General features: G+C 70.4%; 17 protein-coding genes. 4 read left to right on the plus strand and 13 right to left on the minus strand.

Annotated elements, in window-relative coordinates; genetic code table 11:
* The 3 genes from GVL03_RS07935 to GVL03_RS07945 form a co-directional block, all read right to left on the minus strand.
* Positions 1-927: a carbohydrate ABC transporter permease gene (locus GVL03_RS07935; RefSeq protein WP_159500454.1), complete on the minus strand. Its 927-nt coding sequence runs from the start codon at positions 925-927 to the stop codon at positions 1-3.
* A gap of 73 nt (positions 928-1,000) precedes the next feature.
* Positions 1,001-2,260, minus strand: a complete 1,260-nt coding sequence (locus GVL03_RS07940; RefSeq protein ID WP_159500455.1) for an ABC transporter substrate-binding protein — start codon at positions 2,258-2,260, stop codon at positions 1,001-1,003.
* Between the two features lie 101 nt (positions 2,261-2,361).
* The gene (locus GVL03_RS07945) at positions 2,362-4,569 is read right to left on the minus strand and encodes an alpha-galactosidase (RefSeq protein WP_159500456.1); all 2,208 of its coding nucleotides are present in this window, start codon (positions 4,567-4,569) and stop codon (positions 2,362-2,364) included.
* 262 nt (positions 4,570-4,831) lie between these two features.
* Here GVL03_RS07945 and GVL03_RS07950 point away from each other — a divergent pair, with 262 nt between their 5' ends.
* Entirely contained in the window at positions 4,832-5,839 is a 1,008-nt protein-coding gene (locus GVL03_RS07950) for a LacI family DNA-binding transcriptional regulator (protein WP_200847100.1), read from the plus strand.
* Between the two features lie 163 nt (positions 5,840-6,002).
* On the opposite strand, the gene GVL03_RS07955 is transcribed toward GVL03_RS07950, so the two are convergent.
* The 7 genes from GVL03_RS07955 to GVL03_RS07985 all read right to left on the minus strand — a co-directional run bounded on the left by GVL03_RS07955 (position 6,003) and on the right by GVL03_RS07985 (position 13,381).
* Positions 6,003-6,944, minus strand: a complete 942-nt coding sequence (locus GVL03_RS07955; protein WP_159500458.1) for a PDR/VanB family oxidoreductase — start codon at positions 6,942-6,944, stop codon at positions 6,003-6,005.
* Positions 6,945-6,975: 31 nt separating this feature from the next.
* Positions 6,976-7,800, minus strand: coding sequence for an ABC transporter ATP-binding protein (locus GVL03_RS07960; protein WP_159500459.1), 825 nt, complete (start codon positions 7,798-7,800; stop codon positions 6,976-6,978).
* 5 nt (positions 7,801-7,805) lie between these two features.
* Positions 7,806-8,573, minus strand: a complete 768-nt coding sequence (locus GVL03_RS07965; protein WP_159500460.1) for an ABC transporter permease — start codon at positions 8,571-8,573, stop codon at positions 7,806-7,808.
* 2 nt (positions 8,574-8,575) lie between these two features.
* Entirely contained in the window at positions 8,576-9,409 is an 834-nt protein-coding gene (locus tag GVL03_RS07970; protein ID WP_159500461.1) for an ABC transporter permease, read from the minus strand.
* Complete coding sequence (locus GVL03_RS07975; RefSeq protein WP_159500462.1) at positions 9,406-11,115, minus strand: dihydroxyacetone kinase family protein; 1,710 nt, start codon at positions 11,113-11,115, stop codon at positions 9,406-9,408. The genes GVL03_RS07970 and GVL03_RS07975 overlap by 4 nt, the downstream gene beginning before the upstream one ends.
* 19 nt (positions 11,116-11,134) lie before the next feature.
* Positions 11,135-12,103 carry an ABC transporter substrate-binding protein gene (locus GVL03_RS07980; RefSeq protein WP_159500463.1) on the minus strand — a complete coding sequence of 323 codons (969 nt, stop codon included), beginning with the start codon at positions 12,101-12,103 and terminating at the stop codon, positions 11,135-11,137.
* A 72-nt stretch (positions 12,104-12,175) separates the two neighbouring features.
* Positions 12,176-13,381: a cytochrome P450 gene (locus GVL03_RS07985; RefSeq protein WP_159500464.1), complete on the minus strand. Its 1,206-nt coding sequence runs from the start codon at positions 13,379-13,381 to the stop codon at positions 12,176-12,178.
* Positions 13,382-13,531: 150 nt separating this feature from the next.
* On the opposite strand from GVL03_RS07985, the gene GVL03_RS07990 reads away from it, so the two are divergent.
* The gene (locus tag GVL03_RS07990) at positions 13,532-14,119 is read left to right on the plus strand and encodes a MarR family winged helix-turn-helix transcriptional regulator (RefSeq protein ID WP_159500465.1); all 588 of its coding nucleotides are present in this window, start codon (positions 13,532-13,534) and stop codon (positions 14,117-14,119) included.
* On the opposite strand, the gene GVL03_RS07995 is transcribed toward GVL03_RS07990, so the two are convergent.
* Both GVL03_RS07995 and GVL03_RS08000 read right to left on the minus strand, forming a co-directional pair.
* Positions 14,068-14,517 (minus strand): HtaA domain-containing protein, encoded by a 450-nt coding sequence (locus tag GVL03_RS07995; RefSeq protein WP_159500466.1) that lies wholly within the window; start codon positions 14,515-14,517, stop codon positions 14,068-14,070. The two genes, GVL03_RS07990 and GVL03_RS07995, sit on opposite strands and share 52 nt — an antisense overlap.
* Positions 14,514-14,735, minus strand: a complete 222-nt coding sequence (locus GVL03_RS08000; protein ID WP_159500467.1) for a hypothetical protein — start codon at positions 14,733-14,735, stop codon at positions 14,514-14,516. The genes GVL03_RS07995 and GVL03_RS08000 overlap by 4 nt, the downstream gene beginning before the upstream one ends.
* Positions 14,736-14,833: 98 nt before the next feature.
* Between GVL03_RS08000 and GVL03_RS08005 the strand changes: the two genes are divergently transcribed.
* Together GVL03_RS08005 and GVL03_RS08010 are read left to right on the plus strand one after the other, a co-directional pair.
* A complete protein-coding gene (locus GVL03_RS08005; protein ID WP_159500498.1) occupies positions 14,834-15,835 on the plus strand; it encodes an aldo/keto reductase family protein in 1,002 nt (333 codons plus the stop codon).
* Positions 15,832-16,971, plus strand: coding sequence for an epoxide hydrolase family protein (locus GVL03_RS08010; RefSeq protein WP_235038071.1), 1,140 nt, complete (start codon positions 15,832-15,834; stop codon positions 16,969-16,971). Before GVL03_RS08005 ends, GVL03_RS08010 begins: the two co-directional genes overlap by 4 nt.
* A 21-nt stretch (positions 16,972-16,992) precedes the next feature.
* Here the strand turns inward: GVL03_RS08010 and GVL03_RS08015 are convergent, their stop codons facing one another.
* Positions 16,993-18,540, minus strand: coding sequence for a carotenoid oxygenase family protein (locus GVL03_RS08015; protein WP_159500468.1), 1,548 nt, complete (start codon positions 18,538-18,540; stop codon positions 16,993-16,995).
* Positions 18,541-18,542 lie beyond the last annotated feature (2 nt).

An 18,542-nucleotide genomic window follows, 5' to 3' on the forward strand; every position in this document is an offset into this window, starting at 1 on the left:
TCACCCCTCGATCCGCGTGCGCCGGCGGTCGAACCACACGTTCAGCGCGACCGTGACCACCGCGATGATGAGGAACAGCACGAGTCCCTGCGCGGCGGCGTACCCGGCCGCCTGGTTGCCGAAGTAGGTCTTGCCGATCAGGGTCGAGACCGAGTTCGTCGCATAGCCGGGGCCGCCTCCGGTGAGCACCTGCACGATGTCGTAGAGCTTGAGCCCGCCGACGAGGTTGATCACGACGCTCGAGGCGAAGGCCGGCATCAGCTGCGGGATCGTGATCGCGCGGAACTGCTTCCAGCCGACGGCGCCGTCGAGCGCGGCCGCCTCCTTGATCTCCCGCGGGACGGATTGGAGGCCGGACAGATAGATGATCATCGAGATCCCGACGAACTGGAGCGAGTTGATCAGCACGATCACCGCGACCGCGAAACCGGCGTCGCTGAGCCAGGCCGCCGGTGCCGCGCCGAACAGCTGGAGCACGTCGTTGAGCGCACCCTGGTTGTAGCGGAACACGAGGTAGTACATCGTCCCCATGACCACCGGCGAGACCAGCACCGGAAGGTAGATCACCGCACGGGCGAGGTTGCGCCCGCGGAGCTTGCTGTCTACGAGGACGGCGAGCCCGAGCCCGAGCACCTGCTGGATGACGGTGCTGCCGATGCCGTAGACGAGGGTGTTCAGCAGGGCGGTGCCGAAGTTGCCGTCGGAGAGCAGCCGGAAGAAGTTGTCGAGGCCGACGTTTCTGCTGGTCGGCGAGTAGCCGTCCCAGTTCGTCATCGCGATGCCGATCCCGCTGATCACGGGGTAGACGATGAACGCCGCGAACAGCAGGAGCGTCGGAAGGTACATCACGTTCACGGAGGCACCGCGCCACCGCGCGCGGCCCCGTGGTCTCAGTCGCGGCGCGACGAGCGCGCGTGTCTCGGTCATCTCTGCTCGCTTCCTCCGCGGGGCGACACGTTCGCGCGCGTCACCCCGCGGATCCGTTCCGGTCGGTCGGGGCTCACCCGTTGAAGAGGGTCTCGTACTGGGTCTCCATCTGGTCCACGGCGGTCGTCGCGGTGCTCTGGCCCGCGATCACCGCATCCGTCGACGAGACGATGGTCGACCACATGCCGTTGGGCAGGTAGACCCGGTCGAAGAACGGAAGCGTCTCGAGCTCACCGGGCGCCACCCACTCGTCGTAGCTGGCCTGCAGCGTGCCGAGGTCCACGGTGACGTTGGTCAGCCCCGAGTACGTCCCGATCGCCTCGACGAGCGGGACGGCGTTCACGGGGTCGGCGAGGAAGTCCAGGAACTCCAGCGCCTCCTCCTTGCGCGGGCTGTCCTTCCACACGCCCAGCGCGTTCGTGCCCTCGCCGCCGACGAGATACTGTCCGTCCTGCGACACGAACGGGATGAACCCGATGTTCGCGTCGGGATTGAAGGTCAGGGCGGTCGTCATCAGGGACGGCTGCGTCACGGCGATCGCGGCCTGACCCTGTGCGAGCTGCTGAGCCATGTCGTCGATCGTGGCCGAGACGTAGTCGGGGTTGAAGTAGCCCGCCTCCGACCACTCGGCGATCGGGTCCAGCACCAGCGACTCGTAGGCGTCGGCGTCGAACGTGCCGGTGGAGAAGTCCTCGAGCTGCGCGGAGCTGAACGCGCCGGAGGCGATGAAGTTCGCCAGGTCGCCCGCCGGACCGTTGTCCTTCCCCGAGCTGACGATCGGCGTCTTGCCCGCGGCTTTCACCGCGGCGAGGGCGTCGGTGAGGTCGTCCATCGTCGTGATCGCGTCCGGATCGACGCCCGCCTGGTCCAGCACGTCGAAGTTGACCATCAGGCCCGCGACCGTGTACTCGATCGGCAGCGCGTACAGATCGCCGTTCTCATCCCGCATCGAGGCGTCCAGCCCCGGCGCGACGTATTGCGCCCACGGCTGGTCGGTCAGCGGCTCGAGGAACGGGCCGTATCGCAGCACGGACCAGCCGTGCGTCGACCACACATCGGGGAGGTTGCCCGACGCCATCCGCACCTTCATGTTGTTCTCGAAGTTCGAGGAGTCGATCGTGAGGTCGACGTCGATTCCCGTCGCCTCGGTGAACGAGTCCGCCAGGGTCTGCATCTGCGCGTACTGCGCGCTTCCCGTGGTCATGTTGAGATACACCTGGAGCGCATCCCCCGATCCGGTGGTCTCACCGGATCCGCTGCCCGCGCACCCGCTGAGGGCGACCACGGTCGCGATCGCGCCGGCCGCCATGGCGGTCATCTGCTTCTTTCGCATGTCAGTCCTTCCTAGACATCATCGGCTTGGCGGATACGAGTCGTATCCGTCGGACGGTCCTCGGTCGAGGACCCGCGATGGACCGGCGACAGGCCGGTCCGTCATTCCCCGTGCGGTCCGGACACCTCCTGCGCTTCGATCAACAGGACCTGATCGGGAGAGATCAGCGGCGCGTGGAGCACGTCGTGCGCGAGCATCCGCCCGGTCAGCACCGTCCCCTCACCGTCCGCGCCGAACCAGCCGGGCGCGAACAGGCCCTCCGGTCCGCCGCCGACGAGCAGGGGCCGGACGCGATAGGTCTTGTGCTCGTCGAGACCCGGCAGCCCGAGGCGTCCCCTCGGGGAGAGCGGCGAGCGCCGTCGCGCGACCAGCTGGTACAGCGCCCGGGAACGGTCGGGCGAGACCACACCCTGCAGCCACAGGCTGGGCTCGACGCGGTCGGCGCGGACGATGTCCGAGGAGAGCAGGAAGTCGCGATTCTGCGTGTAGAAGGAGAACCACTCGCACAGCTGCTCCCGTTCGCCCGGCGTGAGGTCCGTGATGTCCCACTCCATGCCGAGGTGGCCCCAGAGCGCCGTCCCCGCCCGGAACGAGAGCGAGGACACGCGGTCGGTGGTGTGCGAGTGCGCCGACGCGATGTGCGTTCCCATCATCTCGGGCGGGACGAGCTGACCGGTCCACCGCGTGATGCCCTGACGCTCATGCGGGTCGATGCAGTCCGACAGCCAGAACCTGCTGGCATGACGCGCCATCTCCAGGTCGATCCGGCCGCCGCCGGAGGAGCAGCTCTCGATCTCCAGCCCGGGATGCCGTTCGCGCAGCTCGTCCATGAGCCGGTATGTGGCGAGCGTCTGCTCGTGGACGACGGCTCGCCCGTGCGAACGCCGGTCCCCCGCGTCGATCAGGTCGCGGTTGTGGTCCCACTTGAGGTAGGCGATCTCGTACTCGTCCAGAAGGTCCAGCAGCCGCTGGCGTATGTGCGCATACGCGTCCGGGTTCGCCAGGTTCAGCACCTGCTGATGGCGCCACTCCACCGGCAGGCGGTCACCCGACGCCAGGATCCACTCGGGATGCGCGCGGGCCAGATCCGAGTCGACGTTGATCATCTCGGGCTCGACCCACAGGCCGAACTGCATCCCGTGCGCGCGCACGTGGTCGACCAGGGGATGCAGGCCTCCCGGCCACACCCGGTCGTCCACGAGCCAGTCTCCGAGGCCCGCGCGGTCGTCGCGCCGTCCGCGGAACCACCCGTCGTCGAGGACGTAGCGCTCCACGCCGACCTCCGCCGCGACGTCGGCGAGACGCCTCAGCTTGTCGAGGTCGTGGTCGAAGTAGACCGCCTCCCAGACGTTGAGGGTGATCGGCCGCGCCGTGTCGGGATGCCCGGGCTGTCGCCGGAGCCAGCGATGGATGCGGCGCGCGACGGCGTCCAAGCCCTCGCCGCAGGCGAAGTAGGTCCAGGGCGAGACGTGGCTCTGCCCCTGGGCGAGGACGATCTCCCCGGGCAGGAGAAGCTCTCCCGCCCCGATGACCTGCCGGCCGTTGTTGAGGCGCTCCACCCAGGTGCGGTGATTGCCGGAGAACGCGACATGCGCGCCCCACACCGTCCCCTCCGCGAATCCGAACCCGGCACGGCCGGCGAACATCATCATGGGGGCGTCGAACCCGGTGCGTCCGTGCCGGCCCTCGTGGAGGTGGCAGCCGAGCTCGACGGGCAGCCTGAGCGGCTCCCGCTCCCGGCCCCATCGGCCCGAGAAGTCCAGGATCTCGTCGGCGGACAGGGGCACCGGGAGCGCGATCGCGAGCTCGTCGAGCAGATAGGGGCTCTCCCGGTCGTTGCGGACCTCGGCCCGCGCGCGGAGGAATCCCTCCGGCACGAGCTCCGCACGCACCCGCACGAAGAGCCCCGCTTCGTCGTCGGCCAGATCGAGCGACAGCGTCGACGCGCCCGCCGTGACGGCGTCCTCCGACCGCGTGATCCCGTCACCGTCGATCCGAGCGCCGCGAAGCACGAGGGCGGGCGCCCACGCCGAGCCGTCGGGACGATGTCCGACGAGGCCCGGGCGCCCCATCCACCCGCTGGACGACAGCGGCACCCACGACGCGCGCAGCGGCTCTTCCGGGGCATTGCCGTCGAACGGCGCGTCGGCCGACCGCGCGAGTCCGCGCAGGGCGGCGGCGGAGGCCGCCCCCAGCTCCGGGCCCCAGTACACGATCTCGCCCGCCGCGCCGCCCGCGAACGACACCACGAGCGACACGCCCCCGGCGCTCAGATGGGCGACCGACGTCGTCTCCGGTTCGATCTGCACGGAACCCCTCCTTCGGGCATGCACGGCGCCGCATCCTCAAGGCGCCTAAAGCTCTTAATGACAGAACAAATCTGCCTGCCTTCGAATCTACTCCAGTAGATACCCGTGTTCGCAACCCCTCGTCCTGATTTCTCCTCGCCCGCCACCGCCGCAAGCGTCCCCCGGAAGGGCGTATGGTGCAATGCGAGCAGCCCGCGAATGCGGCAGGGGACGCCGCGCACGTGGCCTCCCCCTCGTCCGGGAACATCGAAGGGGTCACGACGTGGACGAACGCACGGATGCCGCGCGCGCGACCCGCGGCGACGTCGCGCGCCTCGCCGGCGTCAGCACCGCGGTGGTCAGCTATGTCGTCAACGGAGGCCCCCGCCCCGTCGCCGACGACACCCGGGCGCGGGTCCTGGCCGCGGTCCGCGCGCTCGACTACCGGCCGAACGCGAGCGCGCGCGCGCTGAAGCGCGGGTCGACGCAGCTGCTCGGGCTCGTGGTCTCGGAGATCGTCAACCCCTACTTCTCGGAGTTCATCGACGCCATCGACGCCGCTGCGTTCGAGCACTCGCACAGCATCATCCTCACCAGCACGCACGAACGCGCCGAGCGCGAGCGGCTGCTCGTCCCCGCCCTGATCGAACGCGGGATCGACGGGCTGATCTTCCTCACCCGTCTCCACGACCACGGCCTCTACTCGATCGCCGAGGCGACGATCCCCCGCGTCTTCCTGGATCACTCGTACCCCACGCTCCCCCATCACACGATCAGCCCCGATGCTCTGGACGGCGCCCACCGGGCGACGAATCACCTCATCGAGCACGGACACACTCGTCTCGGCATCATCCTCGGGGTGCACGAGTCCCCGCAGATCGACCTGCGGCGCGTGGGCTGGGAGCGTGCGCTCGCCGCCGCGGGGATCGCGGATCCGGGACCGACGATCACGACGTGGGACCGCAGAGGCGGATACGACGGCGCCCGCCTGCTCCTCGACTCGGCCGAGCCCCCCACGGCGATCCTCGCCGGCTCGGACCTGATCGCGGTCGGCGCGCTGCAGGCCATCCGCGACCACGGACTGCGCGTGCCCGACGACATCGCGATCGTCAGCTACGACGGCACCAGCGAGTCCGAGTACTCCTCACCGCCCCTGACGGCCGTGCGCCAGCCGTTCGAGGCGATGGCGGCGGCGGCGGTCGAGCGGGTGATCTTCCGGCAGTCGACGCCCGATCATCTCGTCTTCCCGATGGAGTTCGTCGTCCGGCGTTCCTGCGGCTGCGCGCCCTGAGCCCCCGGCCGGCGCCGGTCCGGGCGGTGCGGCCGTCAGTCACAAGACGGTTCGGGTCGACACAGACGTTCCCGTCGAGCCGGTTCAGGTCATCTATGAACCAGTTTCAGTTCACTGGTCGCCTTGCGCCTCGTCGATGCTCCGGCACAGCCGCGCCGGAGCATCACAGCTCCAGCACGAGCCGCTTGCCCTTGCAGCGCGAGACGCAGATCATCATGACCTCGGACTCCTCGCGTTCCTTCGCGTTGAGCACCGCGTCACGGTGGTCCGGCTCCCCCTCCACGACGAACGTCTCGCAGGTTCCGCACGTTCCTCCCCGGCACGACGAGGGGGCGGGGACCCCCGCCTCGCTCACCTTGTCGAGGATCGACTCGCCCGGCAGCACCGTGATGGTCCTGCCCGTCAGCGACAGCTCCACCTCGAAGGCGTGATCGCTCTCCGTCTCGACGACGTTCTCGTTCGTGAACCGCTCCACGACGAGGTCGACGCCGGCCGTGCCCGCCTCCTGCTCGAGCGCGTCGAGCAGCCGCGCCGGCCCGCACGCGTACACGACCGCCTCCTCCGCCTCGGCGACGATCGACGGCAGCGCCATGCGCTGGCCCAGCGAGCTCACGTAGACGCGCACCCGGTCGCCGTACCGCTCGAGGTGGCCGCCGAACGCCATGGTGCTCGGCTCGCGTCCCGCGTAGTGCAGCACCCATTCCGCGCCCGCTGCCTCGGCGGCGGCGATCATCGGCAGGATCGGGGTGATCCCGATCCCGCCGGCGACGAACACCATCCGCTCGCGCGGCACGAAGTGGAACAGGTCGCGCGGCTCCGAGACGCGTACCAGCTGCCCCTGGCGGACGTTCTCGTGGAGGTGGCGGCTCCCGCCCTCGCCCGCCTCCTCGCGCAGCACCGCGATGCGGTACGCGGAGCGGTCGGCCGGGTCGCCGCACAGCGAGTACTGCCGCACGAGCGCCGGCTGCCCCGGGCGGTCGATGTGCACGTCGATGTGCGATCCCGGCGTCCACTCCGGCAGGTGCTGACCCTGCGGATCGGTCAGCACGAGCCCGGCGATCCCGTGCGCCTCGTCGACGCGGGACGCCACCTGCAGCGTCAGCATCCTTCTCCTCCTGCGATCGTCCCGACCCCGCTCACGGCGCGGTCGCCTGACCGTGCGTGCGGTAGTTCGTGTGCTTCGCGCGCTGGATCAGCTCGTACACCCGGGTGCGCAGCACCGCGAACTCCGGAAGGGCGCGCGTGGAGAGCTGATCGCGATCGGCGGGGAGGTCGATCGCGACGTCCTCGAGCACGAAGGTCGGGGCGTGCGAGAGCACGATGACGCGCTGGCCGAGGTAGACCGACTCGTCGATGTCGTGCGTGACGAACAGCACCGTGACCCCCAGCTGCTTCCACAGCCGCCGCACCAGGTCCTCGAGGTCCGCGCGCGTCTGCGCGTCGACCGCGGCGAAGGGCTCGTCCATGACGAGCACGTGCGGCTGATAGGCGATGGCCCGCGCGATCGCGACCCGCTGCTGCATACCGCCCGACAGCTGCCACGGGTACTTCTTGTGCGCCGCCGCCAGACCCACCGCCTCGAGCGCGTCGGCGACGAGCCTCGTGCGCTCGGCGCGGGACGTGCCCTTCGCCTTCAGCGGGAGCTCGACGTTGTCGTGCACCGTGAGCCACGGATACAGGCTGCGCCCGTAGTCCTGCAGCACGACGGCCATGCCCTCGGGCGGCTCGGTGACCGCACGCCCCTCGAGGACGACCTCTCCGGAGGTGGGGGCGAGCAGGCCCGAGACGCACCTGAGGAACGTCGTCTTGCCCGCCCCGGACGGCCCGACGATGCAGACGAGCTCGTTCTTCCCGATCGAGAAGTCGAGGTTGCCGATCGCCTCCACCGCGGTCGGCCCGCTTCCGTAGACCTTGCGCAGCCGCTGGACCTCGAGCATGGGCTCCGTGGCGTGTGTGGACATGTCTGTCACCTCTCCTGCGTCTGCATGCCGACGTACCAGCGCAGCACCCGACGCTCGATGAACTTGAAGATGATGTTCGCGACGACGCCGATGACGCCGAGCAGGATGATCCCGCTCCACATCTGCGTGATCTGGAACAGCCGCTGGAACTGGATGATGTTGAAGCCGATGCCGTCGGTCGAGGCGAACATCTCGCTGATGACCATCATGATGATGCCGATCGACAGGGCCTGCCGTGCGCCCACGAAGACCTTGGGGGACGCCGCGGGGATGGTGATCGTCATCAGGCGACGCCATCCGCCGATCCGGTAGGAGCGGGCCGTGTCCATCTGGGTCAGCTCGATCCCGCGCACGCCCTCGATCGTGTTGATGAGCACCGGCCAGATGCAGCCGAACGCGATGACGGTGATCTGCATGTTCGCCCCGAAGCCGGTGAACAGCATCACGATCGGAACGAGCACCGGCGGCGGGATCGCGCGGAAGATCTCGAACACCGGCTCGGTGTACAGCCGCACCCGGCGGAACGAGCCGACCAGGACGCCGACGGCCACGGCGATCACGACGGCGCACAGGTAGCCGACCAGCAGCCGCGTCAGGCTCGGCAGTACGTCGTCGGTCAGACGCCCTTGCAGCCAGGTCTCGGGGAACACCCCGACGATCGCCACGGGCGAGGGCCAGTAGAGGCTCCGGGAGACCTCGGCCACCAGCTGCCACAGGGCGACGAGAACGACCGGGACGGCGAAGGTCACGAGTATCCAGCGCAGCGCCTTCATCGTCACCTCCCCTCCGACCGCACCGAGGCGTGCCAGAACAGCACGCGCCGCTCGACCAGCCGCGTGCCGACGTTGACGACGACGCCGAGGACGGCGGTCACGAGCACGAGCGCGTACATCGTCGAGACGGCCGCCGAGGACTGGGCGAGAGCGATGAGCTTGCCGATCCCGGGGGAGCCGATCACGAGCTCGCCCGTGATCTCGAGGATGAGCGCGACGGAGGCCGACAGCCGGATCCCGACGATGAGATAGGGCATCATGCTCGGCCAGACGACCGTCCGCACGATCCGCGCCGCGCCGAACCGGTAGCTGCGCGCCGTGTCGAGGGCGACCCGGTCGACGTCGCGCACGCCGTAGATCACCTGCACGAGGACGGGCCACAGGCTCGCGAAGACGACCAGCAGAAGGGTCGCCTGCATCGTCGTGCCGAACAGCAGCGCGGCCACCGGCACGAGCGCGACGGAGGGGATGGGGCGGAGGAACTCGATCGTCGAGGCCAGCATCCGGTCGATCACCGGCACGCTGGCGATCACGACGCCCAGCGCCACTCCGCCGACGACGGCGAGCGACAGGCCGATGAGCCATCCGAGCACCGTCGCCCCGAGCGCCTGCCAGAACGCCTCGGACTGCACCTGCGCGGCCAACGCCGAGATCATCTCGGACAGCGGCGGGAAGTAGGTGGGGTTCACCAGGCCGCTCGCAGGCAGCACCTGCAGGAGCAGTGCGAGGGTAAGGATGCCCGCCGCTCCCCACGCCAGCGGGTCGATGCTCGCGCGCGGGGCACGGGCGCTGCGCGTGCGCACCGTCGTGGTCGGCGAGGTGACCGGCGCGGTCATGACGTGGTCCCCGTCGCCAGGGCCCGCGCGGCTGCCTCCAGCTGCAGCGCGACGGCGACGGCTCCCGGGTCCGGGATGCCGTCGGCCCGCGCACCGATGTAGCTGCTGCGCCCGAGGGACGGCCGCAGCCCCGCGGTGGACTCGGCGCCTGTGCGCGCCGCGGCGGCGGCCATGCCCAGCAGCTCGGCCCCGGCGGCATCGCCGACGGAGAGCGCCTCGGCGGCGGGCTGGAGCGCGTCGACCATCGTGCTGTCGCCGGGAGCGGCGCCGCCGACGGCGCGGATGCGGGCGACGCCGGCGACGAACGCGCGCGCCCAGGCGGCGGCGATCGGCTCCGCGTCTCGGAGCTCCTCGCTCATCGCCAGGACGAGCAGGCTGTACAGGGGCCCCGACGTCCCGCCCACCTCGCGACGCAGGATGTCGGCGACGGCGGCGAGGTAGGCGTCGACCCGTGGGCGTGCACGAAGGGCGTCGCCGGCGGCGAGCACGGCGGAGGCTCCGCGGGCGAGATTGGTGCCGAGGTCGCCGTCGCCCACGCGCCGGTCGAGATCGGTGAGGTCCGGCTCGGCCTCGACGAGCGCGCGGGCGATCTCGTCGACGACGGCCGCGACGCGCACGACGAGCGGGTCGGTCTCGCCCGCGGCAGGCTCCTCCGGCGCTCGATGCGGCGCCGGAACGGTCTGCACGCGGTCGTCCGGGAGCACCGGCGTCGATGCGGGGAAGGCCGCGACGCGCGCGGGCGCCCCCAGCAGCTCGAGCGTCTCGGCGTCCGCGCGGGCGAGGGTCAGCGAGGCGCCGGGCATCTCCAACGAGGTGAGGAACGGACCTGCCCAGGTCATCCGCACGCGCAGCCCCGCCTCCCGCACGGTGCGCAGGATGTCGCCGTGCAGGATCCGCAGATCCAGGTCCGGGGTGCCGCCCAGCGAGTTGACGAGCACGACGACGTCCTCGCCCGGCGCGAGGGCGCGGTCGGCGAGGAGCGTCGCGACGAGCTCGCCGGCGATCTCCCGGCTGGGGACGAGGGCCCCGCGCCGACTGCCGGCCTCGCCGTGGATGCCCAGTCCCCATTCGATCTCGCCGTCGGCGAGCTCGAAGTTGGGCGCGGTCGCTCCCGGGACGAAGCACGGCCCGAGGGCGACGCCCATCGTCGCCGCTCCCGCGAGGAAGCGCCCGACCAGCCGCACGATCTCCTCGGCGCCGCGCCCCTGTTCGGCGGCGGCCCCGGCGATCTTGTGCGCCAGGACCGTCGCGGTCAGGCCGCGACGGCCGGCCCTGGAGGCGTCCCCCAGGGCCGCGTCGTCGGCGACCACGATCATCTCGACCCGGATCCCCTCGGCGCGGGCGATCTCCGCCGCCAGGCCGAAGTTGAGCCGGTCGCCCGTGTAGTTCTTCACGATCAGCACGACACCGGCCCGGGTGGCCACGGCGCGGATCGCGGCGTGCACGGCGTCGACCGACGGCGAGGTGAAGACCGGTCCGAGCACGGCCGCGTCCAGCATCCCGTGGCCCACGTAGCCGGCGTGCGCCGGCTCGTGGCCGCTTCCGCCGCCCGAGACGAGGGCGACGCGGGCGTCGTCCTTGCGCTCGTCGGGCGTGCGGACCACGACGGGCCAGCCGTCCACGCGGGCCAGGTGGGGACTCGCCGCCACGAGTCCCGAGATGTAGTCCTCGATGACGTCGGCGGGGGCGTTGATGATCTTCTTCATGGCGTGGCGACCGTCACCCCTACTCGGCGAGGACGAAGGCGCCGGCCTTCTCGGCGGCCGCCTCCGGGTCCTCGAGGGTCCCGGCATCCGAGGCGAGCTCGGCGATCAGCAGCAGATCGTCGTAGTCGAGGCCCCACGAGAAGTTCGTCAGGACCATCGTGTCGATCAGCGCCGGGTCGATCTGCGTGAAGTTGGTCAGCTCCGCGCGGACCGCGTCGGGGTTCTCCGTCGCGTACGCGAACGACTTCTCCAGCGCGCGGTTGAACCTCTCGATGAGCTCGCGGTCCTCAGCCGCCTTCTCCTCGGTGACGAAGTACAGCGCCGTGACCAGCTCGGGGTCGGCCTCGACGTAGAGGCTCGACACGACGCGCGCGCCCTGTCCGCCGAGCACGCCGAGGAACGGCTCCGACGTCGACGCGGCGTCGATCTGTCCGGACTCGAGCGCGGCGCCCATGTCGGGCAGCGCCAGCTCGACGAAGTCGACCGTCGTCGGGTCCCCGCCGTCGTTCTCGATCGCGCGCCACAGGAACACCTCGTGGAGGCCTCGGAGGGCGTTGACGGCGACCGTCTTGCCCTCGAGGTCCTTGGCGGAGCGGATGTCGCTGTCCTCGAGCACGACGACGCCGCCGTGGTCCTCGCCCACGACGCCGGTCGTGCGCCCGCCCGCGGCGGTGGCGACCAGCGGAAGGCCCGAGGCCACCGCCTGGAGCACGTTGACCGATCCGCCGTACTGGATGTCGTACTGGCCGTTGAGCAGCGCGGGGATCATCGCCGCGCTTCCCTGGCCGAACTCGATCTCGACCGTGAGACCTTCGTCGGCGAAGAAGCCCTGCTCCTCCCCGATGTAGAGCGCTGCGACGTCGACGACGGGGACGGCCCCGACGGTGACCGTCTGCAGCTCGCCCTCGGCAGCCGTCTCGGCCGGCTCGCCGCCGGAGCCGCACGCGGTCAGCGCCAGCGCCGTGACGGTGATGGCGGACAGCATCATCGCTGTTCTTCTCATTTCTTCTCCTGTTGTTCGGTGCATGTGTGGACGGTGGTGCGGAAAGGACGGGGGCGTCTAACGGAGCGTGACCCGTACGGGCAGCTCCTCGAACCCCCGCAGCCAGTTCGAGTAGAACCGGACGGGTTCGCCGGCGAGCTCGATCGCGTCGACCCGCCGCGCGAGCGCGCTGAGCAGGCAGGTCGCCTCCATGCGCGCCATCATCTGGCCGACGCATCCGTGGATGCCCGTGCCGAAGGCGAGGTGCCCCGTGGGGTCCCGGGTGAGGTCGTACACGTCGGGGGCGTCCCAGCGCCGCGGGTCGCGGTTCGCGGCGGCGAGGTCCATGATGACCTTCTCGCCCTCGGCGATGCGCGTGGCGCCGATCGTCGTCTCGCGTGCGGCCGTGCGGCCGATGAAGGGGCTCGGCGCGTTCCACCGCAGCCCCTCCTCGAAGGCCTTGCGGGCCAGGCCCGGGTCGTCGCGGAGCATGGCCCACGACTCCGGGCTCTGCAGCAGGGCGAGCAGCGTGAACTGGATGCCGAAGATCGTCGTGTCCACGCCCGCCGACAGGAAGGTGCGCACGAGCATGCCGGCGTCCTCCTCGGAGATCTCCCCCTCGTCGACGTAGCCGTAGATCGTCTGACCGAGGCCGTCGGGCGCCAGCGCCTCGCGCCGCATCTGCCAGTTGACGTAGGCGGAGGCCTCCTGCGCCGCCTCGAACGCGCTCTCGTAGAGCTCGTTGCGCGGGCCCATGGCCTGGAAGTTCAGGTTGGAGTAGGGCAGCAGATGCTGCCGCCCCTCGGGGGTGAAGCCGACGGCGTCGGGCAGCACGCTGAGCGGGTAGGCCTCCGCGAGGTCCTTGGCCGCGTTGAACTCGCCCGCCGCGACCACGCGGTCGACGAGCGCGTCCGCCGACGCCTGGAACTGCTCGGTGAGCCGGCGCACGACCCGCTGGCTCACGATCGAGGTCATGATGCGGCGGTACTTCGTATGGCCGGGAGGGTCGTTCTCGAGGATGACGCTGGGCTTTCGCCAGTTCTCGGTCCGTTTCGTGTTGGTCAGACCCGTCCCCGCCGAGGACTCGAAGGTCTCGTAGTCGCGGAAGACCGCCTCGGCGACGTCGTAACGTCCGGTGAGCCAGAAGCCGTGCCGCTCGACCCAGACGATCTCGCCCGCCTCGCGGATCATCTCGTCGAACCCCTCGGGGTCGTTCAGGGTCTCGACCGCGAACGGATCGACCTCCGTGCGCACGACGGCTCCGCGCGCCTCGGCTTCTGTCATCAGGGACTCCATCGTTCACGCCGCCACGATGCTGTGCCGGCACTGACAAGTCTGGACAGGTTATATGTCAACCGGTTCATTAGCAAACCGAAATCCGAAGGACGCTAGCATTCAGTGGTGCGACGCACGGCGCGCTGAGGAGGCGGATCAGTGACGAAGGCGACGGGAGCATCTCCCGAGGTGAGGGCGCGCGCGGCCGATCTCGGGCTCGTCGTGGAGCAGCTGCCGCACACGATCGACCGCGACCACTACACCCCGGCGCTGCTGGGTCTGCTCAACAACATCCTCGTCTGGGGCGGCTCCCGCGCATTCCATCACCTGCACGGGGTGGGCACGAACGAGTGGCGGATCATCAGCGCGCTCGGAAACCACCCCGGCGCCACCGCGCGAGAGCTGTGCGGCATCCTCGGGATCAACAAGTCGATCGCCTCCAAGAGCGTCAACCTGCTCCTCGGGCGCGAGCTCATCGCGCAGCTGGACGGACCGCGCGGCTCGCGCCACCTCTACCTGACCGACGCCGGCGCGGTCGTCCACGACGACTTCATGCCGATCGCGATGCGCCGGATGGAGATCCTCCACGAGCCGCTCTCCCCCGAGGAGATCGAGCTGCTCGACTCCTTCCTCGTGCGGATGCTCGCCTCCGCCGAGTCGATGCAGCGCTACGAGCGCGAGATCCTGCAGGACCCTCAGCCCTCCTCGCGCACGAACAGCGGGGCGAACGGCGCCCCCGGCACGTAGTTGTACATGAAGAGGACGTCCGCCTGGGCCGCCAGCGCGGTGCGGTAGCGCACGACCCCACCCCCGCGTTCGGGCGCTTCCTCGCGTACGGGCTCCGCGAGCGTCACGAGCGGCATCCGGGCGCCGGGCCCGTCGACCGGATCGTCGATCCACAGAGCCGCCCCGTCGAGCACGACGCCCACGAGGGGAACCGTCAGCGCCCCGCCGTGGGCGCGCAGCACCACCGATCCGGTCGCTCGCAGCGTGCCGTCGGCGTGTCTCGCGAGCGGCAGCTCGATGCCGCGACCGGCACGGTACACGGCGCCGTCGCGCACCTGGGCCTCGAAGTCCGCCGATCGCTCGAGGTACTGCAGGAGCGTGTCGCGAACACCCCACTCCAGGACGAGCCGCCCGCTCATGCCTCGGTCCGTCCGATCGCGGAGCGGATGAGCACGGCCGCTGCGGCGGCGACCGCTGCGGCGTCCGTGCAGACATCGCGCCAGACGCGGAGCCGATCGGCCCCGGCGGCGGGGAGCGGTCTTCGCGAGAAGGCCTCGAAGGCGATGGGCCCCCGGTAGCCGCCGGCGTCGATCGCCGGCACGAAGAGATTGAGGTGACAGCTCACGGGGTTCGCCATCAACGGCCTCCTCGCCTCGACATCCTGGGCGTCGCGACACTAGCATGTCTCTGGTTTATATCTAAACCATTCATCGCGACATAGAAGTGAGCGACGACATGGAATACCGTCACCTCGGAGACAGCGGGTTCAAGGTCTCGGAGATCACCTACGGCAACTGGATCACGCACGGGTCCCAGGTCGAGAACGACGCCGCCATCGCCACCGTGCACGCCGCGCTCGACGTCGGGATCACGACCTTCGACACCGCCGACGTCTACGCGAACACGGCCGCCGAGGTCGTGCTCGGCGAGGCGCTGAAGGGTCAGCGGCGGGAGTCGCTCGAGATCCTGACGAAGGTCTTCTTCCCGATCGGACCGAAGGGGCCGAACGATCAGGGACTGTCGCGCAAGCACGTGTTCGACGGCATCCACGGCTCCCTTACGCGCCTCGGCGTCGACTACGTCGACCTCTTCCAGGCGCACCGCTACGACTACGCGACGCCGCTGGAGGAGACGATGCAGGCCTTCGCCGACATCGTGCGCCAGGGCAAGGCGCTCTACATCGGCGTCTCGGAATGGACGGCCGAGCAGCTGCGCGAGGGGCACCGGCTCGCGCAGGAGCTCGGCTTCGCGCTCGTGTCGAACCAGCCCCAGTACTCGATGCTCCACCGCGTCATCGAGGGCGCCGTCGTCCCCGCCAGCCGGGAGCTCGGCATCTCGCAGATCGTCTGGTCGCCCGTGGCCATGGGTGTGCTGACCGGGAAGTACCTCCCCGGGCAGCCCGTCCCGGACGGCAGCCGGGCGACCGACCCCACCGGCGGCGTCTTCATCAAGCGCTTCCTCGAGGACGACGTGCTCGCCGCCGTGCAGCGGCTCGCCCCGATCGCCGAGCGTGCGGGCCTGACGATGCCGCAGCTGGCCATCGCGTGGGTGCTGCAGAACCCGAACGTCGCATCGGCGCTGGTCGGCGCCTCCCGGCCCGAGCAGCTGCAGTCCAACGTCCGCGCCGCCGGGGTGACGCTCGACGCCGAGACCCTCGCCGGCATCGACGAGGCCCTCGCCGGCGTCGTCGTGGACGATCCCGCCCTCACCGACGCGTCCTCTCCCCGGTCGCGATGAGCCGGGGAGCGCCCGAGATGCGCACGGATGCCGTCTCCGCCTTCCGCATCGAGACCCCGCAGGAGGTCCTCGACGACCTGCGGGAGCGGCTGGCCCGCATCCGCTGGCCCGACGCCGTGACCGGCGATGCCGAGGACTGGAGCTGGGGGACTCCTCCGCCCGCGCTGCGGGCGCTCGTCGACCGCTGGCGCGGCGGCTACGACTGGCGTGCGACGCAAGCGCGGCTGAACACCCTCGACCAGCGACTCGTGCGGGTGGGCGACCGGCGTATCCACGTGGTCCGCGCCGGCACACCCGGAGCGACGCCCCTCATGCTCATGCACGGCTGGCCGGACGGCTTCCTCCGCTTCGAGAAGGCACTCCCGCTGCTGGCCGACCGCTTCGACATCGTCGTCCCGACGATCCCGGGGTTCGGCTTCTCCGACCGTCCGACCGCCCCGGGCACGGGCCCGAACGTCGTCGCCGACCTCTTCGCGGAGGTCATGACGACCCTCGGGTTCGCGCGGTTCGGCGTGCACGGGGCGGATCTGGGCAGCACGGTCGCCGAGACGCTGGCGCTGCGCCATCCGGACCGCGTCGTCGGCGTGCACCTGGGCGACGTCCCCGCGTGGCGGCGGTACACCGTCGACCCCGCCGCGCTCGACGCGGACGGCCGCGCCCACGCCGACCGGATGGCGGCATGGCTGCAGGCCGAGGGCGGGTACGCGATCCTGCAGCGCACGAAGCCGCAGACCCTCGCCTATGCCCTCGCCGACTCGCCCGTCGGCCTGGCCGCCTGGTTCCTCGAGAAGTTCCGGGCGTGGAGCGACACCGACGGCACGGTGTGGGACAGGTTCGCGGTCGACGAGGTGCTCGACGACATCATGCTCTACTGGGTCACCGGCACGGCCGGTTCGGCCGCGCGCTACTACCGGGAGTCGGCCCTGGCCGACCCCGAGCCGTCCGGTCGCGTCGCCGTTCCGGCCGGGTTCACGGTCTTCCCGCGGGACATCGCCCCGCCGCCGCGCTCCTACGCCGAGCTCTTCTACGACGTGCGGCGCTTCACGACGGCCCCGCGCGGCGGGCACTTCGGCCCCTGGGAGGAGCCCGGTCTCTTCGCCGACGACCTGCGGGCCTTCTTCGACGGGCTCGACTGAGCGCCTCGTCGGGCCCGGCCGTCAGTCGCGCCGGGCGAGCTCCTCGGCGGTCACCCAGTTGCCGTGCAGACCGCGCGGGATGCGCAGCGGGATCTTCAGCGTGCAGACCGGCTCGCCGTCGACGTCCTGGGCGTCGAGGATCACCAGCTCGGAGTGCATGAGGTCACGACGGGAGACGATGACGAAGACGTAGCCGTGGCCCTCGGGCGCGTTCTCGTCGCCCTGCACGAAGATCGGCTCGCCGACCGTCGCGCGATCGCCCGGATAGTAGAGCCTGTGCGCGCCGGTGCGGTGGTCGATCGTCGCCACCCAGCGGAACCCGCGGCCGGGCGCGTCGTGCCCGGGTCGCTCGGTGAGCCCCATGAGACCCCACTGGTACGTCAGCGTCTCGTAGCGGTCGTCCATGCGCGGGAACTCGCTCGGCACGTTCGACAGTCGTGTCTCGGTGAACGAGCGGCCCTCGCCGGCGAGGTCGATCGTCCAGCGCGAGAGGTATCCCTTCGACCTCTCGGGGTCGTGCTCGCCGTTGCCGACGATCGGGAACCACGGGAAGTACGACGAGTGGCTCACGGGGGTGTCGATGTAGATTCGACGGCCGTCGTCGTAGGCGCCCATGATGTGGCTCGCGAAGCGGTTCGGGCCCTCGTACCAGACGGCCTTGTCACCCCTGCCCTTGCGCGGGATCACCCCGAGGTGCACCTTCTCCTGCGGGTCCCACTGGAACGTCGACTCGCCCGCTTCGAGCCACGCCAGCTCGCTGCGCAGCGGGATGACGGGGAACACGACGTAGTTCTGCGTGACCGCGAAGTCGTGGATCATGCACGAGTAGGGCGCCTTGAACCACGTCTCGTGGACGATGTCGCCGTTCGCGTCCGCCTCGTAGTACGCGATGTCGCGCGTCGTCTCGCCCTTGGCGGCGTAGCCGAAGAACACCAGCTCGCCCGTGCGGGGGTCGATCTTCGGGTGCGCCGTCGCCGTCTGCGAGGTGAACGCCCCGCCGAAGTCGTAGTGGCCGATCGTCTCGAGGGTCTCGGGGTCGATGATGATGGGCGGGGCGTCCTCCTTCGACGCGTAGAGCTTGCCCGCGTGGTAGACGAGGTTCGTGTTGGCGATTCCGCGCACGACCCCCTCGACGAGCGGGTCGTCGTGGAGCGGATTGCGGTAGTAGCCGAACAGGGACCGGCCCGCGGCGCGCTCCGCCTCGAAGCGCGGCGTGCGGATGAAGCGGCTCTTGTAGTCCACGCGCCCCTTGTGGAATCGGAACGAGATCGCCATCCCGTCGTCGTTGAAGGCGCCCAGCGGCCCCTCGGGCACGGCCTTGGGGTACTGCCGGTCGCACACGGCCTTGAAGTAGGTGCCGTCCAGATGCGCCGGCACCTCGCCCTGGATGCACTCGATCCCCACGATGTCCGCCTCGACGCGCATGGGCGCATCGAACGGGTCGGGGGTGGAGGGGAAGCGGATGAGGGGCCAGACGTCGGGGGCCGGGATCGGCCGTGCGGGGCTGGTGCGGCTCCAGGTGAGCCGTTCGGCGAGCAGGTCGTCCTCGGGTCGGCTTTCGTGCGTCATGG

Origin of the sequence: Microbacterium sp. 18062 (assembly GCF_902706225.1) — a bacterium.
GTDB lineage: Bacteria > Actinomycetota > Actinomycetes > Actinomycetales > Microbacteriaceae > Microbacterium.

What these genes read in the sequence shown, in the direction of transcription:
- GVL03_RS07935 (WP_159500454.1), bottom strand. Translation starts at nt 927, where the DNA reads ATGACCGAGACACGCGCGCTCGTCGCGCCGCGACTGAGACCACGGGGC.
- GVL03_RS07940 (WP_159500455.1), bottom strand. Translation starts at nt 2,260, where the DNA reads ATGCGAAAGAAGCAGATGACCGCCATGGCGGCCGGCGCGATCGCGACC.
- GVL03_RS07955 (WP_159500458.1), bottom strand. Translation starts at nt 6,944, where the DNA reads ATGCTGACGCTGCAGGTGGCGTCCCGCGTCGACGAGGCGCACGGGATC.
- GVL03_RS07960 (WP_159500459.1), bottom strand. Translation starts at nt 7,800, where the DNA reads ATGTCCACACACGCCACGGAGCCCATGCTCGAGGTCCAGCGGCTGCGC.
- GVL03_RS07965 (WP_159500460.1), bottom strand. Translation starts at nt 8,573, where the DNA reads ATGAAGGCGCTGCGCTGGATACTCGTGACCTTCGCCGTCCCGGTCGTT.
- GVL03_RS07970 (WP_159500461.1), bottom strand. Translation starts at nt 9,409, where the DNA reads ATGACCGCGCCGGTCACCTCGCCGACCACGACGGTGCGCACGCGCAGC.
- GVL03_RS07975 (WP_159500462.1), bottom strand. Translation starts at nt 11,115, where the DNA reads ATGAAGAAGATCATCAACGCCCCCGCCGACGTCATCGAGGACTACATC.
- GVL03_RS07980 (WP_159500463.1), bottom strand. Translation starts at nt 12,103, where the DNA reads ATGATGCTGTCCGCCATCACCGTCACGGCGCTGGCGCTGACCGCGTGC.
- GVL03_RS07985 (WP_159500464.1), bottom strand. Translation starts at nt 13,381, where the DNA reads ATGACAGAAGCCGAGGCGCGCGGAGCCGTCGTGCGCACGGAGGTCGAT.
- GVL03_RS07995 (WP_159500466.1), bottom strand. Translation starts at nt 14,517, where the DNA reads ATGAGCGGGCGGCTCGTCCTGGAGTGGGGTGTTCGCGACACGCTCCTG.
- GVL03_RS08000 (WP_159500467.1), bottom strand. Translation starts at nt 14,735, where the DNA reads ATGGCGAACCCCGTGAGCTGTCACCTCAATCTCTTCGTGCCGGCGATC.
- GVL03_RS08005 (WP_159500498.1), top strand. Translation starts at nt 14,834, where the DNA reads ATGGAATACCGTCACCTCGGAGACAGCGGGTTCAAGGTCTCGGAGATC.
- GVL03_RS08010 (WP_235038071.1), top strand. Translation starts at nt 15,832, where the DNA reads ATGAGCCGGGGAGCGCCCGAGATGCGCACGGATGCCGTCTCCGCCTTC.
- GVL03_RS08015 (WP_159500468.1), bottom strand. Translation starts at nt 18,540, where the DNA reads ATGACGCACGAAAGCCGACCCGAGGACGACCTGCTCGCCGAACGGCTC.